We start from the raw sequence: 15,722 nt of genomic DNA on the forward strand, positions 1-15,722 counted from the left end.
GTGGCGGTGCTCTGGCCTGCGGTTCGTCAAGGCCACTCCACGGGCCCGCACCGCCACTGTTCTGCCGACGGTGAAGACCGGCCCGACCCGGCGCGACCCTCACTACAGTCCGGTTCCATGACGACGGTCACCACACGCTCGGTCACATATCCGGCCGACGGCCTCACGATGGTCGGGCGCCTCGCGCTCCCCGCCGGTACCGGCCGCCGGCCCGCGGTCCTGATCGGGCCCGAGGGACCGGGCCTGAACGACTTCCAGCGCCGCCGGGCCGACGCCCTTGCCGAACTGGGCTACGTGGCCCTGGCCTTCGACATCCACGGCGGGCGCTGGTTCACCGACCCCCAGGAGATGCTGGCACGCGTGACCCCGCTGCTCGCCGACCCGGAGCGAATGCGAGGCATCGGCCACGCGGCACTCGACGTACTGCGTGCCGAACCGCGGACCGACCCCCAACGGATCGCCGCCATCGGCTACGGCACCGGAGGCGCGATCGCGCTGGAACTCGGACGTGACGGCGTCGACCTGCGGGCGATCGGTACGGTCAACGCGCTGACCACGGGCCGACCGGGCGAAGCGGCGCGCATCCGTTGCCCCGTCTGGGCCGGGGTCGGGTCGGAGGACCCGATCATGCCGCCCGCGCAGCGGGACGCGTTCGCCGCCGAGATGCGGGCCGCGGGCGTCGACTGGCGCCTCGTGGTCTACGGCGGAGCCCTGCACGCCTTCCACCACCCACCGGTCGACCAGACCGTGCTCCCCGGCGTCCGCTACCACCCCAAGCACGCGCAGCGGGCTTGGCGCGACATCCTCGACCTGCTCGCCGAGTGCCTGCCCGTAACGGAGTGAGTCGGACCCCCAGGACACAACAGTCGGCGGGTTCCCTCCAGGCACCCTGATCGTCAGTACGACCCGGGAGCAGACCTCGGAGACAGCTCGTCACCGTGCGAGGGAGTCTCGTACGGAGCCGGACCCGACGGGCTCGCGGCCCCGGGCCTGGCGACAGCCGATCGTCAGGTCTGGGCCATGTCCACGAAACGGGAGTAGTGGCCCTGGAACGCGACGGTGATCGTCGCCGTCGGACCGTTACGGTGCTTGGCGACGATCAGGTCGGCCTCGCCCGCGCGGGGGGACTCCTTCTCGTAGGCGTCCTCGCGGTGGAGCAGGATCACCATGTCGGCGTCCTGCTCGATGGAGCCTGACTCGCGCAGGTCGGAGACCATCGGCTTCTTGTCCGTGCGCTGCTCGGGGCCTCGGTTCAGCTGCGAGAGGGCGATGACCGGGAGCTCCAGCTCCTTCGCCAGGAGCTTGAGGTTACGGGACATGTCCGAGACCTCCTGCTGGCGGCTCTCGGCGCGCTTCGAACCGCCGGACTGCATCAGCTGAAGGTAGTCGATGACAACCAGCTTCAGGTTGTTGCGCTGCTTGAGGCGGCGGCACTTGGCGCGGATCTCCATCATCGACAGGTTCGGGGAGTCGTCGATGTAGAGCGGCGCCTGGGAGACGTCCGGCATGCGCCGGGCCAGCCGGGTCCAGTCCTCGTCGGTCATCGTGCCGGAGCGCATGTGGTGCAGGGCGACCCGCGCCTCTGCGGAGAGCAGGCGCATCGCGATCTCGTTGCGCCCCATCTCCAGGGAGAAGATCACGCTGGGCAGGTTGTGCTTGATCGAGCATGCCCGGGCGAAGTCCAGCGCCAGGGTCGACTTTCCCATGGCGGGGCGGGCGGCGATGACGATCATCTGGCCGGGGTGCAGGCCGTTGGTCAGGGAGTCGAAGTCGGTGAAGCCCGTGGGCACGCCGGTCATCTCGCCGCTGCGGGAGCCGATCGCCTCGATCTCGTCGAGGGCGCCCTCCATGATGTCGCCGAGGGGGAGGTAGTCCTCGCTCGTGCGCTGCTCGGTGACGGCGTAGATCTCGGCCTGCGCCTGGTTGACGATCTCGTCGACGTCACCGTCTGCGGCGTATCCCATCTGCGTGATCTTGGTGCCCGCCTCGACCAGCCGTCGGAGGACCGCGCGCTCGTGGACGATCTCGGCGTAGTACGAGGCGTTGGCGGCCGTCGGCACGGACTGCACCAACGTGTGCAGGTACGACGCACCACCCACCCGGTTGACCTCGCCGCGCTTCGTCAGCTCGGCGCCGACCGTGATGGGGTCGGCGGGCTCCCCCTTCGCGTAGAGGTCGAGAATCGCCTGGAAGATCGTCTCGTGCGCCGGACGGTAGAAGTCGTGACCCTTGATGATCTCCACGACGTCCGCGATGGCGTCCTTGGAGAGGAGCATGCCGCCCAGCACGGACTGCTCGGCGTCCAGGTCCTGCGGGGGGACGCGCTCGAAGGCGCCCGCGCCACCGCCGTCCCAGGGACCGCCGTCGGAGCCTCGCTCATGCTGCTCGTCGCGTCCCCGGCCGCGGCCGCCACCCCGTCCGCCGACGAGACCCTCGGCTCCGCGCTGCCTGGAGACGGGCAGGCGGTCGCTCGGTCCGCTGTCGGTCCAGGGGTCGTCCAAAGGCTCGGGGATGCTCACCGGCCCACCTCCTCCCGTCCGCACCGCGGACCTTGCCGTGCCACTCTTTCTACGCCACGGCTCTGACAAACAAGAGGCTTCGACTCCACCTCGCGGCACGTCGGGCGCCGGACCACGGTAGGCCCGCGGGCACCGTCAGCCAATCTGGTTATCCACAGGCCCTGTGGGCGAAGGCTCCGATGCTGTGGAGAACCTGCTTGATCCTGTGCACGGACCGGGGGACAGCCGTGTGGACAAACTCATAACCAACCCACGAGAAGCGCACTGACCTGCACCTTTTCCATCCACTGGCTGTGGGGGAGAAAAACTTTCACGGCTGGATCAAGATCACTTCGAATGGCCGGTGCACGCGCCGCGACGATGTGTGCATGTAAGGGATGTAGAGCGATTGCGTCTCTTACCTGTGGACGATTACATTGACCCCCATGACCCAGGCATCCACGACTCGCGGGAAGATCGGCCGGCACCACGACCGCGAGATCCTCACCCTGGCACTTCCGGCCTTCGGAGCCCTCGTCGCCGAGCCCCTGTTCGTGCTCGTCGACAGTGCCGTCGTGGGTCACCTCGGCACCGCACAACTGGCCGGCCTGGGCGTCGCCGCCGCGCTGCTGTCCACCGCGGTGAGCGTGTTCGTCTTCCTCGCCTACGCCACCACGGCCGCCGTCGCCCGCCGTGTCGGCGCGGGCGATCTCCCCTCGGCGATCCGCCAGGGCATGGACGGCATCTGGCTCGCCCTTCTCCTCGGAGCCGCCGTCGTGGCGGTCACCCTGCCGACGGCCCCTTGGGTCGTGGAGACCTTCGGCGCCTCCGGCACCGCCGCGCCGCACGCGGCCACCTATCTGCGCGTGTCCAGCCTCGGCATCCCCGCCATGCTGGTCGTGCTCGCGGCCACCGGCGTCCTGCGCGGGCTCCAGGACACCCGCACCCCCCTGTACGTCGCGATCGCCGGCTTCAGCGCCAACGCGGTCCTCAGCGTCACGCTGGTGTACGGCGCGGGCCTCGGCATCGCGGGCTCCGCCTGGGGCACCGTGATCGCGCAGTGCGGCATGGCCGCCGCGTACCTCACCGTCGTCGTCCGGGGTGCCAGACGCCACGGCGCCTCCTTGCGGCCCGATGTCGCCGGCATCCGGGCGAGTGCCCAGGCGGGCGTGCCCCTCCTCATCCGGACCCTCTCGCTGCGCGCGGTGTTGATGATCGCCACCGCCATCGCAGCCCGCCTGGGGGACGTGTCGGTGGCGGCGCACCAGATCATCCTGTCGCTGTGGAGCCTCATGGCCTTCGCGCTGGACGCCATCGCCATCGCGGGGCAGGCCATCATCGGCCGCTACCTCGGTGCCGGTGACACCGAGGGTGCCCGGGCGGTGTGCCGTCGGATGGTGCGGTGGGGTGTGGTCTCCGGCGTGGCGCTCGGGGTCCTCATCGTCGCCGCCCGCCCCCTGTTCATCCCGCTCTTCACCGGTGACGACGCCGTTCGGGACGCGCTTCTGCCCGCGCTCATGGTCGTGGCGCTCACCCAACCGGTCGCCGGAGTGGTCTTCGTCCTGGATGGTGTTCTGATGGGCGCGGGAGACGGCCCGTACCTGGCGGGTGCCATGGTCGCCACCCTGGTCGTCTTCGCGCCGGTGGCGCTCTTGGTGCCGATGCTCGGCGGCGGGCTGACGGCCCTGTGGTGGGCGATGTCCCTGATGATGGCGACCCGCATGGTGACCCTGTGGGTAAGGATGCGCTCCGGTCGCTGGCTCGTCACGGGAGCCGCCCGCTGATGTTTCACGTGAAACCGGTCGTGGCCGCGTCTCCCGTGGGACACGGTGGACCGCCGCGCCCTTGGTAGACGGTGGTGGGCCACCCCCGGAACGCGGTGGAGGGCCGCACCCTGACGGGTGCGGCCCTCCACGTGCTCAGCTCTGCGCAGGCAGGGCTCAGGCAGCGACGACCTCGACACCGAGGTTCGCGGCGACCTCGGGGTGCAGGCGCACGGACACCTTGTGCGAGCCAAGGGTCTTGATCGGCGAACCGAGCTCGACACGACGCTTGTCGACCTCCGGGCCACCGGCGGACTTGATCGCCGAGGCGATGTCAGCCGGGGTCACGGAGCCGAAGAGGCGGCCGGCGTCGCCGGAGCGAACGGCCAGGCGCACCTGGACGGCCTCGAGCTGGGCCTTGATCTGGTTGGCCTGCTCGATGGTCGCGATCTCGTGGATCTTGCGGGCGCGGCGGATCTGCGCCACGTCCTTCTCGCCACCCTTGGTCCAGCGGATCGCGAAACCGCGCGGGACCAGGTAGTTGCGAGCGTATCCGTCCTTGACGTCGACGACGTCGCCGGCGGCACCGAGGCCAGAGACCTCGTGGGTAAGGATGATCTTCATCAGTCGGTCACCCTTCCCTTATCGCGCGGTGGACGTGTAGGGCAGCAGCGCCATCTCACGGCTGTTCTTGACGGCCGTGGCGACGTCACGCTGGTGCTGCGTGCAGTTGCCGGTCACGCGGCGGGCACGGATCTTGCCGCGGTCGGAAATGAACTTCCGCAGCATGTTCGTGTCCTTGTAGTCCACGTACGCGGTCTTGTCCTTGCAGAACGCGCAGACCTTCTTCTTAGGCTTGCGCACAGGCGGCTTCGCCATGGTGTTTCTCCTGTGTGATCAAGAAGTGGGGTACGAGCCCGCCCCTAGAAGGGGGGCTCGTCCGAGTAGCCGCCGCCGGAACCGCCGCCCCAGCCGCCCTGGCCGCCCTGCTGGCCGCCGGGCTGCGGGCTGCTGGCCCAGGGGTCGTCGCCGGAAGCGCCGCCGCCCTGCTGGCCGCCCGGGGCGCCGCTCCAGTTGCCGCCGCCCTGGCCGCCCTGCTGGCCGCCGCCGCCGAACCCGCCCTGACCGCCGCGACCGGTGGTCTTGGTGACCTTGGCCGTGGCGTTCTTGAGGCTGGGGCCGACTTCCTCGACGTCCAGTTCGAAGACCGTGCGCTTGACGCCCTCGCGGTCGTCGTAGGACCGCTGCTTGAGCCGGCCCTGCACGATGACGCGCATGCCCCGCTGGAGCGACTCGGCGACGTTCTCCGCCGCCTGGCGCCAGACCGAGCAGGTCAGGAACAGGCTCTCGCCGTCCTTCCACTCGTTGGTCTGGCGATCGAAGGTGCGGGGAGTGGACGCGACGCGGAACTTCGCGACCGCCGCACCGGACGGGGTGAAGCGCAGCTCGGGGTCGTCGACAAGATTGCCGACGACCGTGATGACGGTCTCGCCTGCCATGGGGAACCTCTCGGCGGGATTGCTTCTGGCTGCTTGCTGCTACTCGGACCCGATGACCGTGAGCCGGAGGCTCAGTGGATCTCGGGGCGGAGGACCTTGGTCCGGAGGACCGACTCGTTCAGGTTCATCTGGCGGTCGAGCTCCTTGACGACCGCAGGCTCGGCCTGCAGGTCGATGACCGAGTAGATGCCCTCGGGCTTCTTCTTGATCTCGTAAGCGAGACGACGACGGCCCCAGGTGTCGACCTTCTCGACCTTTCCGTTGCCCTCACGGACGACGGAGAGGAAGTTCTCGATCAGCGGGGAGACAGCGCGCTCCTCGAGATCGGGGTCGAGGATGACCATCACCTCGTAGTGACGCATGTGGAACCCACCTCCTTTGGACTCAGCGGCCACGGTCGTTCCGTGGCAGGAGGGTCGTGATGCGTGCGCAACGGTATCGGGGCCCACTGACAACGGCCACGGGCCGGCAAGGGCCGACCACGGTGCGGCCGCCGCCCCACCCGTTTCCGGGCATGGGCAGACACCGGTGCAGACCGTACAGAGTACCTGCATCGAGGCTTCCGGTTGAAATCCGGTGGCCGGAGGCCGCAATCTGGACACATCGGGTGCGGGCGGCGCTACAGTGCGCCGCCCTCCGGCAAGCCGGGAGGTGCCTCATGGCTCAGGCGTTCCACCGTCATCCGTCCTCGTCCCTCTTCGCCACGGACGGCAAGCCCCATCCCCTCCAGGACACGCTGATGGCCGTGACCCTGGTTTTGGGCGCGCTCGCCTTCATCACCGCGCAGTTCCACGGCCTCCACCTGCTCAGCTCGTGGGCGGGTCTCGTGGGCATCGTCACGGGCGCGTACGGCCAGTTCGTCTCGGTGACCACGCGGGAGCGCACCTTCCTGATCATCGGCCTGGGCGCCTCGGCGGTCGGCTTCTTCCTCGGGATGGCCCGCGGCGGTCTGTTCGGCGGCCTGCTCGGCTAGCCCCTCGCGCCGTACGGCCAGTCGGGGCGCTCCTCCGTGCCAGTAGGCTTCGGCGCGAGAGCTGGAACCCCTGTACCGATGGGGGACATACCTGCCGAGGAGCGCCCCGCATGAGCCTGACCCTGAGGACCATCAGCCGAGAGCAGCATCTGGCGTACATCCAGAGCCTTCCGGCGGCGAGTCACTGCCAGGTTCCGGCGTGGGCCGACGTGAAGACCGAGTGGCGCTCGGAGAACCTGGGCTGGTTCGACAAGGACGGGCAACTGGTCGGTGCGGGACTGGTCCTGTACCGCCAGCTCCCCAAGATCAAGCGGTACCTGGCCTACCTGCCCGAGGGCCCGGTCATCAACTGGTACGCGCCCAACCTGGACGACTGGCTCCAGCCGATGCTCCAGCACCTCAAGAACCAGGGTGCGTTCTCGGTCAAGATGGGCCCGCCCGTGGTCATCCGCCGCTGGGACGCGCCGGCGATCAAGTCGGGCATCCAGGACCCCGAGGTGAAGCGCCTGCGGGACATCGAGGCCACGCACATCGAGCCCCGCGCCTTCGAGGTGTCGGACCGGCTGCGCAAGATGGGCTGGCAGCAGGGCGAGGACGGCGGCGCCGGCTTCGGAGACGTGCAGCCCCGCTACGTCTTCCAGGTCCCGCTCGCCAACCGGTCGCTGGACGACGTCCTCAAGGGCTTCAACCAGCTGTGGCGGCGGAACATCAAGAAGGCCGAGAAGGCCGGTGTCGAGGTCGTCCAGGGCGGTTACGAGGACCTCGCCGAGTGGCAGCGGCTGTACGAGATCACGGCCGTCCGCGACCGTTTCCGGCCGCGCCCGCTGTCCTACTTCCAGCGCATGTGGACCGTCCTCAACAACGAGGACCCCAACCGCATGCGGTTGTACTTCGCACGGCACAACGGCGTGAACCTCTCCGCGGCGACGATGCTCGTCGTCGGGGGCCACGTCTGGTACTCCTACGGCGCTTCGGACAACGTCGGCCGCGAATTCCGCCCCTCGAACGCCATGCAGTGGCGCATGCTGCGTGACGCCTACGCCATGGGCGCGACCGTGTACGACCTGCGCGGCATCTCGGACTCCCTGGACGAGACCGACCACCTCTTCGGCCTGATCCAGTTCAAGGTGGGTACGGGCGGCGAGGCCGTCGAGTACATCGGCGAGTGGGACTTCCCGCTCAACAAGCTGCTGCACAAGGCGCTGGACATGTACATGTCCCGCCGCTGAGGCAGCCGTACGCTCGTACCCGTCCCGCACCACCCGTCACACCCGACACCCCCACGCCCACAGAAAGGGTCCGGACCGTCCATGGCGCTCTCCCTGTACGTCGACACCGCTCGCTGGCGGGCGCACCAGAAGTCCGTGATCGACCAGTTCCCGGGGATCATCCCGGTCTGCAAGGGCAACGGATACGGGTTCGGCCACGAGCGCCTCGCCGAGGAGGTCAACCGCTTCGGCGCCGACATGCTCGCCGTCGGCACCACCTACGAGGCCGCCCGCATGAAGGACTGGTTCGGTGGCGACCTGCTCGTCCTGACGCCGTTCCGCCGGGGCGAGGAGCCTGTCCCGCTCCCGGACCGCGTCATCCGCTCCGTGTCGTCCGTGGACGGCGTGCACGCCCTCGTGGGGGCGCGGGTCGTCATCGAGTGCATGAGCTCGATGAAGCGGCACGGTGTCCACGAGCACGAGCTGGCCCAGCTGCACTCGGCGATCGAGGACGTGCGCCTGGAGGGGTTCGCCCTCCACCTCCCGCTGGACCGCACCGACGGCTCCGACGCCGTCGAGGAGGTCATCGGCTGGATGGACCGGCTGCGCGCCGCCCGGCTGCCGCTCCACTCCATGTTCGTCAGCCATCTGCGGGCCGAGGAACTGGCCCGCCTCCAGCAGCAGTTCCCGCAGACCCGGTTCCGCGCCCGCATCGGTACGCGGCTGTGGCTCGGCGACCACGAGGCGACGGAGTACCGGGGCGCGGTCCTCGACGTCACCCGTGTGTCGAAGGGCGACCGCTTCGGCTACCGGCAGCAGCGCGCCGCGTCCGACGGCTGGCTGGTCGTCGTCGCCGGCGGCACCTCGCACGGCGTCGGCCTGGAGGCGCCGAAGGCCATGCACGGTGTGATGCCGCGCGCCAAGGGCGTGGCGCGGGCCGGTCTCGCGACGGTCAACCGGAACCTCTCCCCCTTCGTGTGGGCGGGCAAGCAGCGCTGGTTCGCGGAACCCCCGCACATGCAGGTGTCCATCCTCTTCGTCCCGTCGGACGCCCAGGAGCCGCAGGTCGGCGACGAACTGGTCGCGCACCTGCGGCACACCACCACGCAGTACGACCGGATCGTCGACCGCTAGGACGCGTCGCCGGGCCCCTGGTCGTGTGAAGGGTCGCACCCCGACGGGTGCGGCCCTTCACGCCGTTTCACGTGAAACAACGCCCGGGTGTTCCCCGTCCCCACGGGTCGGCTCCTCACCCTCCGCACGCCACGTCCGTGCCGCGTTCCCGACGACGAAAACGTCCGGAGCGCCGTCCAGGACGCCACCGGAGGGGTCGTCGGAGCCATCCTGGCGGACCGCGTCCAGGTCGGGGCGCAGAACGTCGCGAACGACCAGGGCGCACAGGTACAGCGTCCCGACGAGGTGCAGCACGATGGCGAAGTGGTAGCCGTCCGGCGGGAGCCCCTGCTTGCTGTCGGTGGTGACGAAGACGAGGTACATCCAGATGCCGAGGAAGTACGCCACCTCGCACGCCTGCCACACCAGGAAGCTCCGCCACCGAGGCCGGGCCAGGGCGGCGAGCGGGATCAGCCACAGCACGTACTGGGGCGAGTAGACCTTGTTGGTCAGGATGAAGGCGGCCACCACCAGGAACGCCAGTTGGGCGAAGCGGGGGCGACGCGGCGCGGTGAGTGCCAGCGCGGCGATCCCGGCGCACGCCAGCAGCATGAGCAGGCTCGCTGTCGTGTTGACCGTCTCGATCTCCAGGTCGAGGTCCGCGCGCTGGGTGAGCACCAGCCAGAAGGAACCGAAGTCGATGTTCCTCTCCTGGCTGAAGACGTAGAACTTCTTCCAGCCCTCGGGGGCCAGCAGCATCACGGGCAGGTTCACCACAAGCCAGGCACCGGCCGAGCCCAGCAGGGCCACGGCGAAGGGCCGCCACTTCCCGGCCCGCCAGCAGAGCACGAGGAGCGGTCCGAGGAGCAGGAACGGGTACAGCTTGGCGGCCGTTGCCAGGCCCAGGAGCACGCCGAAGGCGAGGGCGCGGCCCCGGCTCCACATGAGCACCGCGGCGGCGGTGAGGGCGATGGCGAGCAGGTCCCAGTTGATCGTGGCGTTCAGCGCGAAGGCCGGCGCCAGGGCGACCAGCAGGGCGTCCCAGGGGCGGCGCCGGTGCGTACGGGCGACGCACACCGCGATCACCGCGGCGCAGACGAGCAGCATGCCCGCGTTGACCATCCAGTACATCTGCTCCCGGTACTGGAGGTCTCCCCCGCCCGGCGTGAGCCACGCGGCGACCTGCATGAAGAGACCCGTGAGGACCGGGTACTCCAGGTACTGCATGTCGCCGGGGAACCGGTCGAAGTACGGGATCAGCCCGTCGGAGAACCCGCGGCCGACGAACAGGTGCGGGATGTCGGAGTAGCAGGCGTGCGTGTACTGCGAGGCTGCGCCGCGGAACCAGGCCCAGTTGTAGCAGGGCAGCTTCTGCACCATGCCGAGTGCGAACATGCCGATCGCCACCAGCGCGACGACTCGTACGGGCGTGAGGTTCGCGGTGCCGAGCTGGGCGCGGCGGCCGACGGGGCCGCCGATCAGCTCGCTGCCCGCGGCGGCGACCTCGTCCCGGCGCGTGGGGCACACGACGGGCCGCCGGTCGTGGGGGACGCTCGTCTTCTCTGGGCTCGGCATGCGGGACATCCTGCCGTATTCCCCCGGGAACGCGGCGAGGGCCGTCGCACCCGGTGTACGCGCGGTGTGGCGCACGGGGTGCGACGGCCCTCGTGGGGAGTCCGGCCGGCCGCCCGGCGGGTGGCCGGACGACCGGGGGAGGGGCCGGGGAGCAGGGCGCTAGCCGCCCGTTCCGCCGAACCAGCCTCCGCTCCCGTTGCCGTTGCCGTTGCCTCCGGTGGCGGTGTTGCCGCCGGTCGTCGGCGGTTCGCTGCTCGCGCCGCCTTCGGTGGCCCCTCCGTCGGTGGTGTTGCCACCGTCGACCGTTCCGCCGGAGTCGGTCCCGTCGGTGGTCCCGGCGTCGGTGCCCCCGTTCTCCGACTCGCAGTCCCAGTCGAACGGGCCGCAGGTGTCCTCGGGCTTCCCCGGCTTCGACTGCGAGGGGCGGACCGACGGGGTGGGGGACGGTGAGGTCGACGTAGACGGGGAAGGCGACGAGGACGGCTCCGCGCTCGGCGTCGGCTCGGGGGTCTTCGCGCCACCGCCGTACACGGGACCGGCGTCCAGGTCCTCCGGCGCGGGGAACCGCTTCGCCGGCTGGCCCTTGTGCGCCTCGGTCATGTACGCCTTCCAGATCTCCGACGGGAAGGACGAACCGTGGACCTTCTCGCGACCACCCGTGCCGAACATCTCCTCGAACTTGCGGTTCTTGTTGGCGGCGTTGTCGTCGAGGCGGTACATGTCGATCGCCGTCGCGAGCTGCGGGGTGTAGCCGACGAACCAGGCGGACTTGTTGCCGTCGGTGGTACCGGTCTTGCCGGCCGCGGTGCGGTCGGGGAGGCGGGCCTTCTTGCCGGTGCCCTTCTCCACGACGTCGACGAGCACGTCGGTGATGTTGCTGCTGATCGCGGTCGAGAAGGCGCGCTTCGCCTTGTCCTCGTGCCGGTAGACCACGACGCCGTTCCGCTTGACCTCCGTCACGGAGAACGGGTCGCGCTGCTCACCGTTGGCGGCGAACGTCGCGTAGGCGGCCGCCATCCGGATGGCGCTGGGGTCGGAGATGCCGATGGAGAACGACGGCACGTTGCCCTGGGCGAGGCTGCTCTTCAGGAGGCCGGCGGCGATGGCCGTCTCCCTGACCTGCTCGATGCCGATGTCCATGCCCAGCTGGACGAACGGTGAGTTGGCCGAGTGGATCATCGCCTCGCGGAGGTTGATGTCCGGGTAGCTCTCGTCGTTGTCGTTGACCTGCAGCCACTCGTTGTCGTTCTCGTCCCGCCAGGTGCTGCCGTCGTAGTTGCGGATCTTCAGCTTGTTGGCGCCGTTGTAGACCGCCGTGTCGGGGTCGATCTTCGTGCGGTCCTCGGGGCCCTGGTTCTCGCCCTTGTTGGGGTTGCGAATGCCGTGTTCCATGCCGGCCGCGAGCACGAACGGCTTGAACGTCGAACCGACCTGGGCGCCGGTCTGGTCGGCGTTGTTGGTGAAGTGCTTCGTCGCGTCCGTGCCGCCGTAGATGGCGACGATCGCACCGGTCGACGGATCGACGGAGGCGCCACCGAACTGCACGTGCGTGTCCGTCTTCGGGCGCTTCTCCGGGTCGATGTGCTCGGCGTACGTCTCCTTGACGGCCTTCTCCAGGGCGTCGACCCTCTTCTTGTCGAAGGTCGTGTGGATCTCGTAGCCGCCCTTGGAGAGGTCCTCGGCGGTGATGCCCTCTTCGTTGTTGTTGATGAAGTACGCCTTGGCCAGGTCCACCAGGTAGCCGACCTGTCCGCCGAGCTTCGCCTGCTTCTGCGGGGGCTGGGCCGTGGGGAACTTGAGCGTCGCGCGCGTGGCGGCGTCCAGCTTCCCGTCCTTCACCATCTCGTCGAGGATCCAGTTCCAGCGCTTCGTCGCACGCTCGGTGTTCGCCTCGGGGGTCGCCTTGGGGTCGATCTCGGGCGAGCCGGCCGGGTCGTAGTACGTGGAGCCCTTGAGCAGTGAGGCGAGGAACGCGCACTGGCTCTCGTCCAGGGTCTTGGCGTCCTTGCCGAAGTACGTCCGCGCTGCCGCCTGGATGCCGTAGGCCCCCCGCCCGAAGTACGAGGTGTTCAGGTAGCCCGCCATGATCTCCTTCTTGGACAACTCCGTGTTGACCCGGATGGAGATGAAGAGCTCCTTGAACTTCCGGTCCAGCGTCTGCGACTGGTTGTTCAGGCGGTTGTTCTTGACGTACTGCTGGGTGATGGTCGAGCCGCCCTGGGTCTCGCCGCCGGTGGCCATGTTGAACAGGGCACGGCCGATGCCCATCGGGTCGACACCGGAGTCCGTCCAGAACGTCTTGTTCTCGGCCGAGACCACGGCGTCCTGCATCGCTTTGGGGATGTCGCCGTACCCGATGATCTGCCGGTTGACCTCGCCGCCGGTGGCGGCCATCTGTGTGTCGTCCGCCCAGTAGTAGACGTTGTTCTGGGCCGTCGCGGCCTTGTCCGGGTCCGGCAGCTCCACCATCGCGTACGCGAGCGTCGCCGCGCCGGTGAGCGTGGCGAGAAAACCGACGCACAGACCCGCCACGAGCTTCCAGGACGGCACCCAGCGACGCCAGTCGTACCGGTCGTGCCGCGGGTAGTCGATCAGCCGCTTGCGCCCCGGGCGTCCCCCTCCGCGGCCGCCGCCCTCGTACCCCCCGCCGCCGGTACCGCGGCGGCCTCCGCCATGGCCACCCGACCCGCCGGCGCCGTCGGCGCCGCGGCGGCGGCCGCCGCGCTGGGCAGCCCGCCGTGCCTCGGCGCGCCCGCCATAGGGCTGGCCCTCGCCGTACGAGTCGGAAGGGGATCCTGTACTGACATCCCGCGCCGGCCGGCGGCCGGGCTGCTGGGCAGCGCGCCGGGCCGCGGCGCGGCCGCCACCCTGCGGCTGCGGCGGTTTACGACGGTGCTCGCTCATCGAACGACTACTCCTCGGGCAGGCGAGTACGCCTGGAAGCGGCAGCTGAGTTCCGGTCCCCCCGAAATGGGTCGGACGAGGCCGCCAGGCCCGTCCGCCATGCACCCACGACGATGACGTCCCCCGTCGCCTCGTGGTTCCCCCCGGTATGCATGCCGCACAGACTACGCACGGCCAAAACCCCCCTTGCGCCCGAGTTCACCCCAAACCACGCAACTCGCTTACTGCGAATTGTTGATGTGACGCCGTTCACCATCGACCCACTTGTCGGCTCAGCACTGCCGTTCTATCGTCGGGATGTATCGAACCGATACATCAGGGCGGCATAACGAGCGGCGTGGAGGAGGAAGCGGCTGATGAGCAGGCGCTCCGGCATCCTCGAGTTCGCCGTCCTGGGCCTGCTCCGCGAGGCGCCGATGCACGGCTACGAGCTGCGCAAGCGGCTCAACACCTCGCTGGGGATCTTCCGGGCCTTCAGCTACGGCACCCTCTACCCCTGCCTCAAGACTCTGGTCGCAAACGGCTGGTTGATAGAGGAACCGGGCAGTGCCCCGGAGGACGCCCTCGCCGCCTCCCTCTCCGGACGGAGGGCGAAGATCGTCTACCGCTTGACCGCCGAAGGCAAGGAGCACTTCGAGGAGTTGCTGACCCACACGGGGCCCGACTCCTGGGAGGACGAGCACTTCGCCGCTCGCTTCGCCTTCTTCGGTCAGACGGAGCGCGACGTCCGGATGCGCGTGCTGGAAGGCCGCCGCAGCCGCCTCGAGGAGCGGCTGGAGAAGATGCGCGCCTCGCTGGCGCGCACCCGCGAGCGGCTCGACGACTACACGCTCGAACTCCAGCGGCACGGCATGGAGTCCGTCGAGCGCGAGGTCCGCTGGCTCAACGAGCTCATCGAGAGCGAGCGGGCCGGGCGGGACCAGCGACGCTCCGACGCGGAGACCTCGGCGGACACCGCGGAGCAGGACAGGACATCTGACGACACGGGCGGCCTGCCCCGGCACGGGGGCAGTACCCGGCCGGATCCGTCCGACGACACCACCAAGTGAGGCCCTGCGCACCGCAGGGCCTCGTCGAGAACAAACAGGGAGCAACCGGAATGGGTTCGGTTCGCGTAGCCATCGTCGGCGTGGGCAACTGCGCCGCCTCGCTGGTGCAGGGCGTCGAGTACTACAAGGACGCCGACCCGGCGGGCAAGGTGCCGGGGCTGATGCACGTCCAGTTCGGCGACTACCACGTGCGGGACGTCGAGTTCGTCGCAGCCTTCGACGTGGACGCGAAGAAGGTGGGCCTCGACCTGGCCGACGCCATCGGCGCCAGCGAGAACAACACCATCAAGATCTGCGACGTGCCCACCTCCGGTGTGACGGTCCAGCGCGGCCACACCCTGGACGGCCTCGGCAAGTACTACCGCCAGACCATCGAAGAGTCCGCCGAGGAGCCGGTGGACATCGTCCAGGTCCTCAAGGACAAGCAGGTCGACGTCCTCGTCTGCTACCTGCCCGTGGGCTCCGAGGACGCGGCCAAGTTCTACGCGCAGTGCGCCATCGACGCCAAGGTCGCCTTCGTGAACGCCCTCCCGGTGTTCATCGCCGGCACCAAGGAGTGGGCGGACAAGTTCACCGAGGCCGGTGTGCCGATCGTCGGCGACGACATCAAGTCCCAGGTGGGCGCCACCATCACGCACCGCGTCATGGCGAAGCTCTTCGAGGACCGGGGCGTCGTCCTGGACCGCACGATGCAGCTGAACGTCGGCGGCAACATGGACTTCAAGAACATGCTCGAGCGCGAGCGCCTGGAGTCCAAGAAGATCTCCAAGACGCAGGCCGTCACCTCCCAGATCCCCGACCGGGACCTCGGCGCGGACAACGTCCACATCGGCCCGTCGGACTACGTGGCCTGGCTGGACGACCGCAAGTGGGCCTACGTCCGTCTCGAGGGCCGTGCCTTCGGCGACGTCCCGCTGAACCTGGAGTACAAGCTCGAGGTCTGGGACTCCCCGAACTCGGCCGGCGTCATCATCGACGCCGTGCGCGCCGCGAAGATCGCCAAGGACCGCGGCATCGGCGGCCCGATCCTCTCCGCGTCCTCGTACTTCATGAAGTCCCCGCCGGTCCAGTACTTCGACGACGAGGCCCGCGAGAACGTCGAGAAGTTCATCAAGGGCGAGGCCGAGCGCTAGGATCCCC

At 69.3% G+C, this 15,722-nt stretch carries 14 protein-coding genes; 7 read left to right on the forward strand and 7 right to left on the reverse strand.

Translation table 11 applies throughout. The annotated features are described in order from the left end of the window. Window positions 1-117 precede the first annotated feature (117 nt). Window positions 118-843, forward strand: a complete 726-nt coding sequence (locus tag ACF053_RS10730; protein WP_391953538.1) for a dienelactone hydrolase family protein — start codon at window positions 118-120, stop codon at window positions 841-843. Window positions 844-1,007: 164 nt separating this feature from the next. On the opposite strand, the gene dnaB is transcribed toward ACF053_RS10730, so the two are convergent. After that, complete coding sequence (dnaB, locus tag ACF053_RS10735) at window positions 1,008-2,501, reverse strand: replicative DNA helicase (protein ID WP_391953703.1); 1,494 nt, start codon at window positions 2,499-2,501, stop codon at window positions 1,008-1,010. A 443-nt stretch (window positions 2,502-2,944) separates the two neighbouring features. Between dnaB and ACF053_RS10740 the strand changes: the two genes are divergently transcribed. Further along, on the forward strand, window positions 2,945-4,282 hold the full coding sequence (locus tag ACF053_RS10740) for an MATE family efflux transporter (RefSeq protein WP_391953539.1): 1,338 nt from the start codon (window positions 2,945-2,947) through the stop codon (window positions 4,280-4,282). Between the two features lie 156 nt (window positions 4,283-4,438). Here the strand turns inward: ACF053_RS10740 and rplI are convergent, their stop codons facing one another. From rplI to rpsF, 4 genes are all read right to left on the reverse strand, one after another. Continuing rightward, window positions 4,439-4,885, reverse strand: coding sequence for a 50S ribosomal protein L9 (gene rplI, locus ACF053_RS10745; protein WP_058943639.1), 447 nt, complete (start codon window positions 4,883-4,885; stop codon window positions 4,439-4,441). Between the two features lie 18 nt (window positions 4,886-4,903). Next, window positions 4,904-5,140 (reverse strand): 30S ribosomal protein S18, encoded by a 237-nt coding sequence (rpsR, locus tag ACF053_RS10750; protein WP_005315025.1) that lies wholly within the window; start codon window positions 5,138-5,140, stop codon window positions 4,904-4,906. Window positions 5,141-5,184: 44 nt separating this feature from the next. Then, window positions 5,185-5,760, reverse strand: coding sequence for a single-stranded DNA-binding protein (locus tag ACF053_RS10755; protein ID WP_391953540.1), 576 nt, complete (start codon window positions 5,758-5,760; stop codon window positions 5,185-5,187). A gap of 71 nt (window positions 5,761-5,831) precedes the next feature. Then, on the reverse strand, window positions 5,832-6,122 hold the full coding sequence (gene rpsF / locus ACF053_RS10760) for a 30S ribosomal protein S6 (protein WP_015609864.1): 291 nt from the start codon (window positions 6,120-6,122) through the stop codon (window positions 5,832-5,834). A gap of 296 nt (window positions 6,123-6,418) precedes the next feature. Here rpsF and ACF053_RS10765 point away from each other — a divergent pair, with 296 nt between their 5' ends. The 3 genes from ACF053_RS10765 to ACF053_RS10775 all read left to right on the forward strand — a co-directional run bounded on the left by ACF053_RS10765 (window position 6,419) and on the right by ACF053_RS10775 (window position 9,075). Beyond that, on the forward strand, window positions 6,419-6,733 hold the full coding sequence (locus ACF053_RS10765; RefSeq protein ID WP_391953541.1) for a hypothetical protein: 315 nt from the start codon (window positions 6,419-6,421) through the stop codon (window positions 6,731-6,733). A 110-nt stretch (window positions 6,734-6,843) separates the two neighbouring features. Further along, window positions 6,844-7,962 (forward strand): lipid II:glycine glycyltransferase FemX, encoded by a 1,119-nt coding sequence (locus ACF053_RS10770; RefSeq protein WP_058943636.1) that lies wholly within the window; start codon window positions 6,844-6,846, stop codon window positions 7,960-7,962. 81 nt (window positions 7,963-8,043) lie between these two features. Further along, entirely contained in the window at window positions 8,044-9,075 is a 1,032-nt protein-coding gene (locus ACF053_RS10775; RefSeq protein ID WP_058943635.1) for an alanine racemase, read from the forward strand. Window positions 9,076-9,132: 57 nt separating this feature from the next. Here the strand turns inward: ACF053_RS10775 and ACF053_RS10780 are convergent, their stop codons facing one another. After that, window positions 9,133-10,629: a glycosyltransferase family 87 protein gene (locus tag ACF053_RS10780; RefSeq protein WP_391953542.1), complete on the reverse strand. Its 1,497-nt coding sequence runs from the start codon at window positions 10,627-10,629 to the stop codon at window positions 9,133-9,135. A gap of 159 nt (window positions 10,630-10,788) precedes the next feature. Then, the gene (locus tag ACF053_RS10785; protein ID WP_391953543.1) at window positions 10,789-13,533 is read right to left on the reverse strand and encodes a transglycosylase domain-containing protein; all 2,745 of its coding nucleotides are present in this window, start codon (window positions 13,531-13,533) and stop codon (window positions 10,789-10,791) included. A gap of 356 nt (window positions 13,534-13,889) precedes the next feature. On the opposite strand from ACF053_RS10785, the gene ACF053_RS10790 reads away from it, so the two are divergent. Together ACF053_RS10790 and ACF053_RS10795 are read left to right on the forward strand one after the other, a co-directional pair. Beyond that, a complete protein-coding gene (locus ACF053_RS10790; protein ID WP_058943632.1) occupies window positions 13,890-14,582 on the forward strand; it encodes a PadR family transcriptional regulator in 693 nt (230 codons plus the stop codon). A 50-nt stretch (window positions 14,583-14,632) separates the two neighbouring features. Further along, on the forward strand, window positions 14,633-15,715 hold the full coding sequence (locus ACF053_RS10795; RefSeq protein ID WP_391953544.1) for an inositol-3-phosphate synthase: 1,083 nt from the start codon (window positions 14,633-14,635) through the stop codon (window positions 15,713-15,715). Window positions 15,716-15,722: the final 7 nt, after the last annotated feature.

Origin of the sequence: Streptomyces kanasensis (genome assembly GCF_043077165.1) — a bacterium.
In the GTDB taxonomy this organism is placed as follows: Bacteria; Actinomycetota; Actinomycetes; order Streptomycetales; family Streptomycetaceae; genus Streptomyces; species Streptomyces changanensis.

Excerpts from the sequence above, each read along its gene's own strand:
- ACF053_RS10730 (WP_391953538.1), top strand. The coding sequence starts at position 118 with ATGACGACGGTCACCACACGCTCGGTCACATATCCGGCCGACGGCCTC.
- ACF053_RS10740 (WP_391953539.1), top strand. The coding sequence starts at position 2,945 with ATGACCCAGGCATCCACGACTCGCGGGAAGATCGGCCGGCACCACGAC.
- ACF053_RS10770 (WP_058943636.1), top strand. The coding sequence starts at position 6,844 with ATGAGCCTGACCCTGAGGACCATCAGCCGAGAGCAGCATCTGGCGTAC.
- ACF053_RS10795 (WP_391953544.1), top strand. The coding sequence starts at position 14,633 with ATGGGTTCGGTTCGCGTAGCCATCGTCGGCGTGGGCAACTGCGCCGCC.
- ACF053_RS10775 (WP_058943635.1), top strand. The coding sequence starts at position 8,044 with ATGGCGCTCTCCCTGTACGTCGACACCGCTCGCTGGCGGGCGCACCAG.
- ACF053_RS10765 (WP_391953541.1), top strand. The coding sequence starts at position 6,419 with ATGGCTCAGGCGTTCCACCGTCATCCGTCCTCGTCCCTCTTCGCCACG.
- ACF053_RS10755 (WP_391953540.1), bottom strand. The coding sequence starts at position 5,760 with ATGGCAGGCGAGACCGTCATCACGGTCGTCGGCAATCTTGTCGACGAC.
- ACF053_RS10785 (WP_391953543.1), bottom strand. The coding sequence starts at position 13,533 with ATGAGCGAGCACCGTCGTAAACCGCCGCAGCCGCAGGGTGGCGGCCGC.
- rplI (WP_058943639.1), bottom strand. The coding sequence starts at position 4,885 with ATGAAGATCATCCTTACCCACGAGGTCTCTGGCCTCGGTGCCGCCGGC.
- rpsF (WP_015609864.1), bottom strand. The coding sequence starts at position 6,122 with ATGCGTCACTACGAGGTGATGGTCATCCTCGACCCCGATCTCGAGGAG.
- ACF053_RS10790 (WP_058943632.1), top strand. The coding sequence starts at position 13,890 with ATGAGCAGGCGCTCCGGCATCCTCGAGTTCGCCGTCCTGGGCCTGCTC.
- ACF053_RS10780 (WP_391953542.1), bottom strand. The coding sequence starts at position 10,629 with ATGCCGAGCCCAGAGAAGACGAGCGTCCCCCACGACCGGCGGCCCGTC.
- rpsR (WP_005315025.1), bottom strand. The coding sequence starts at position 5,140 with ATGGCGAAGCCGCCTGTGCGCAAGCCTAAGAAGAAGGTCTGCGCGTTC.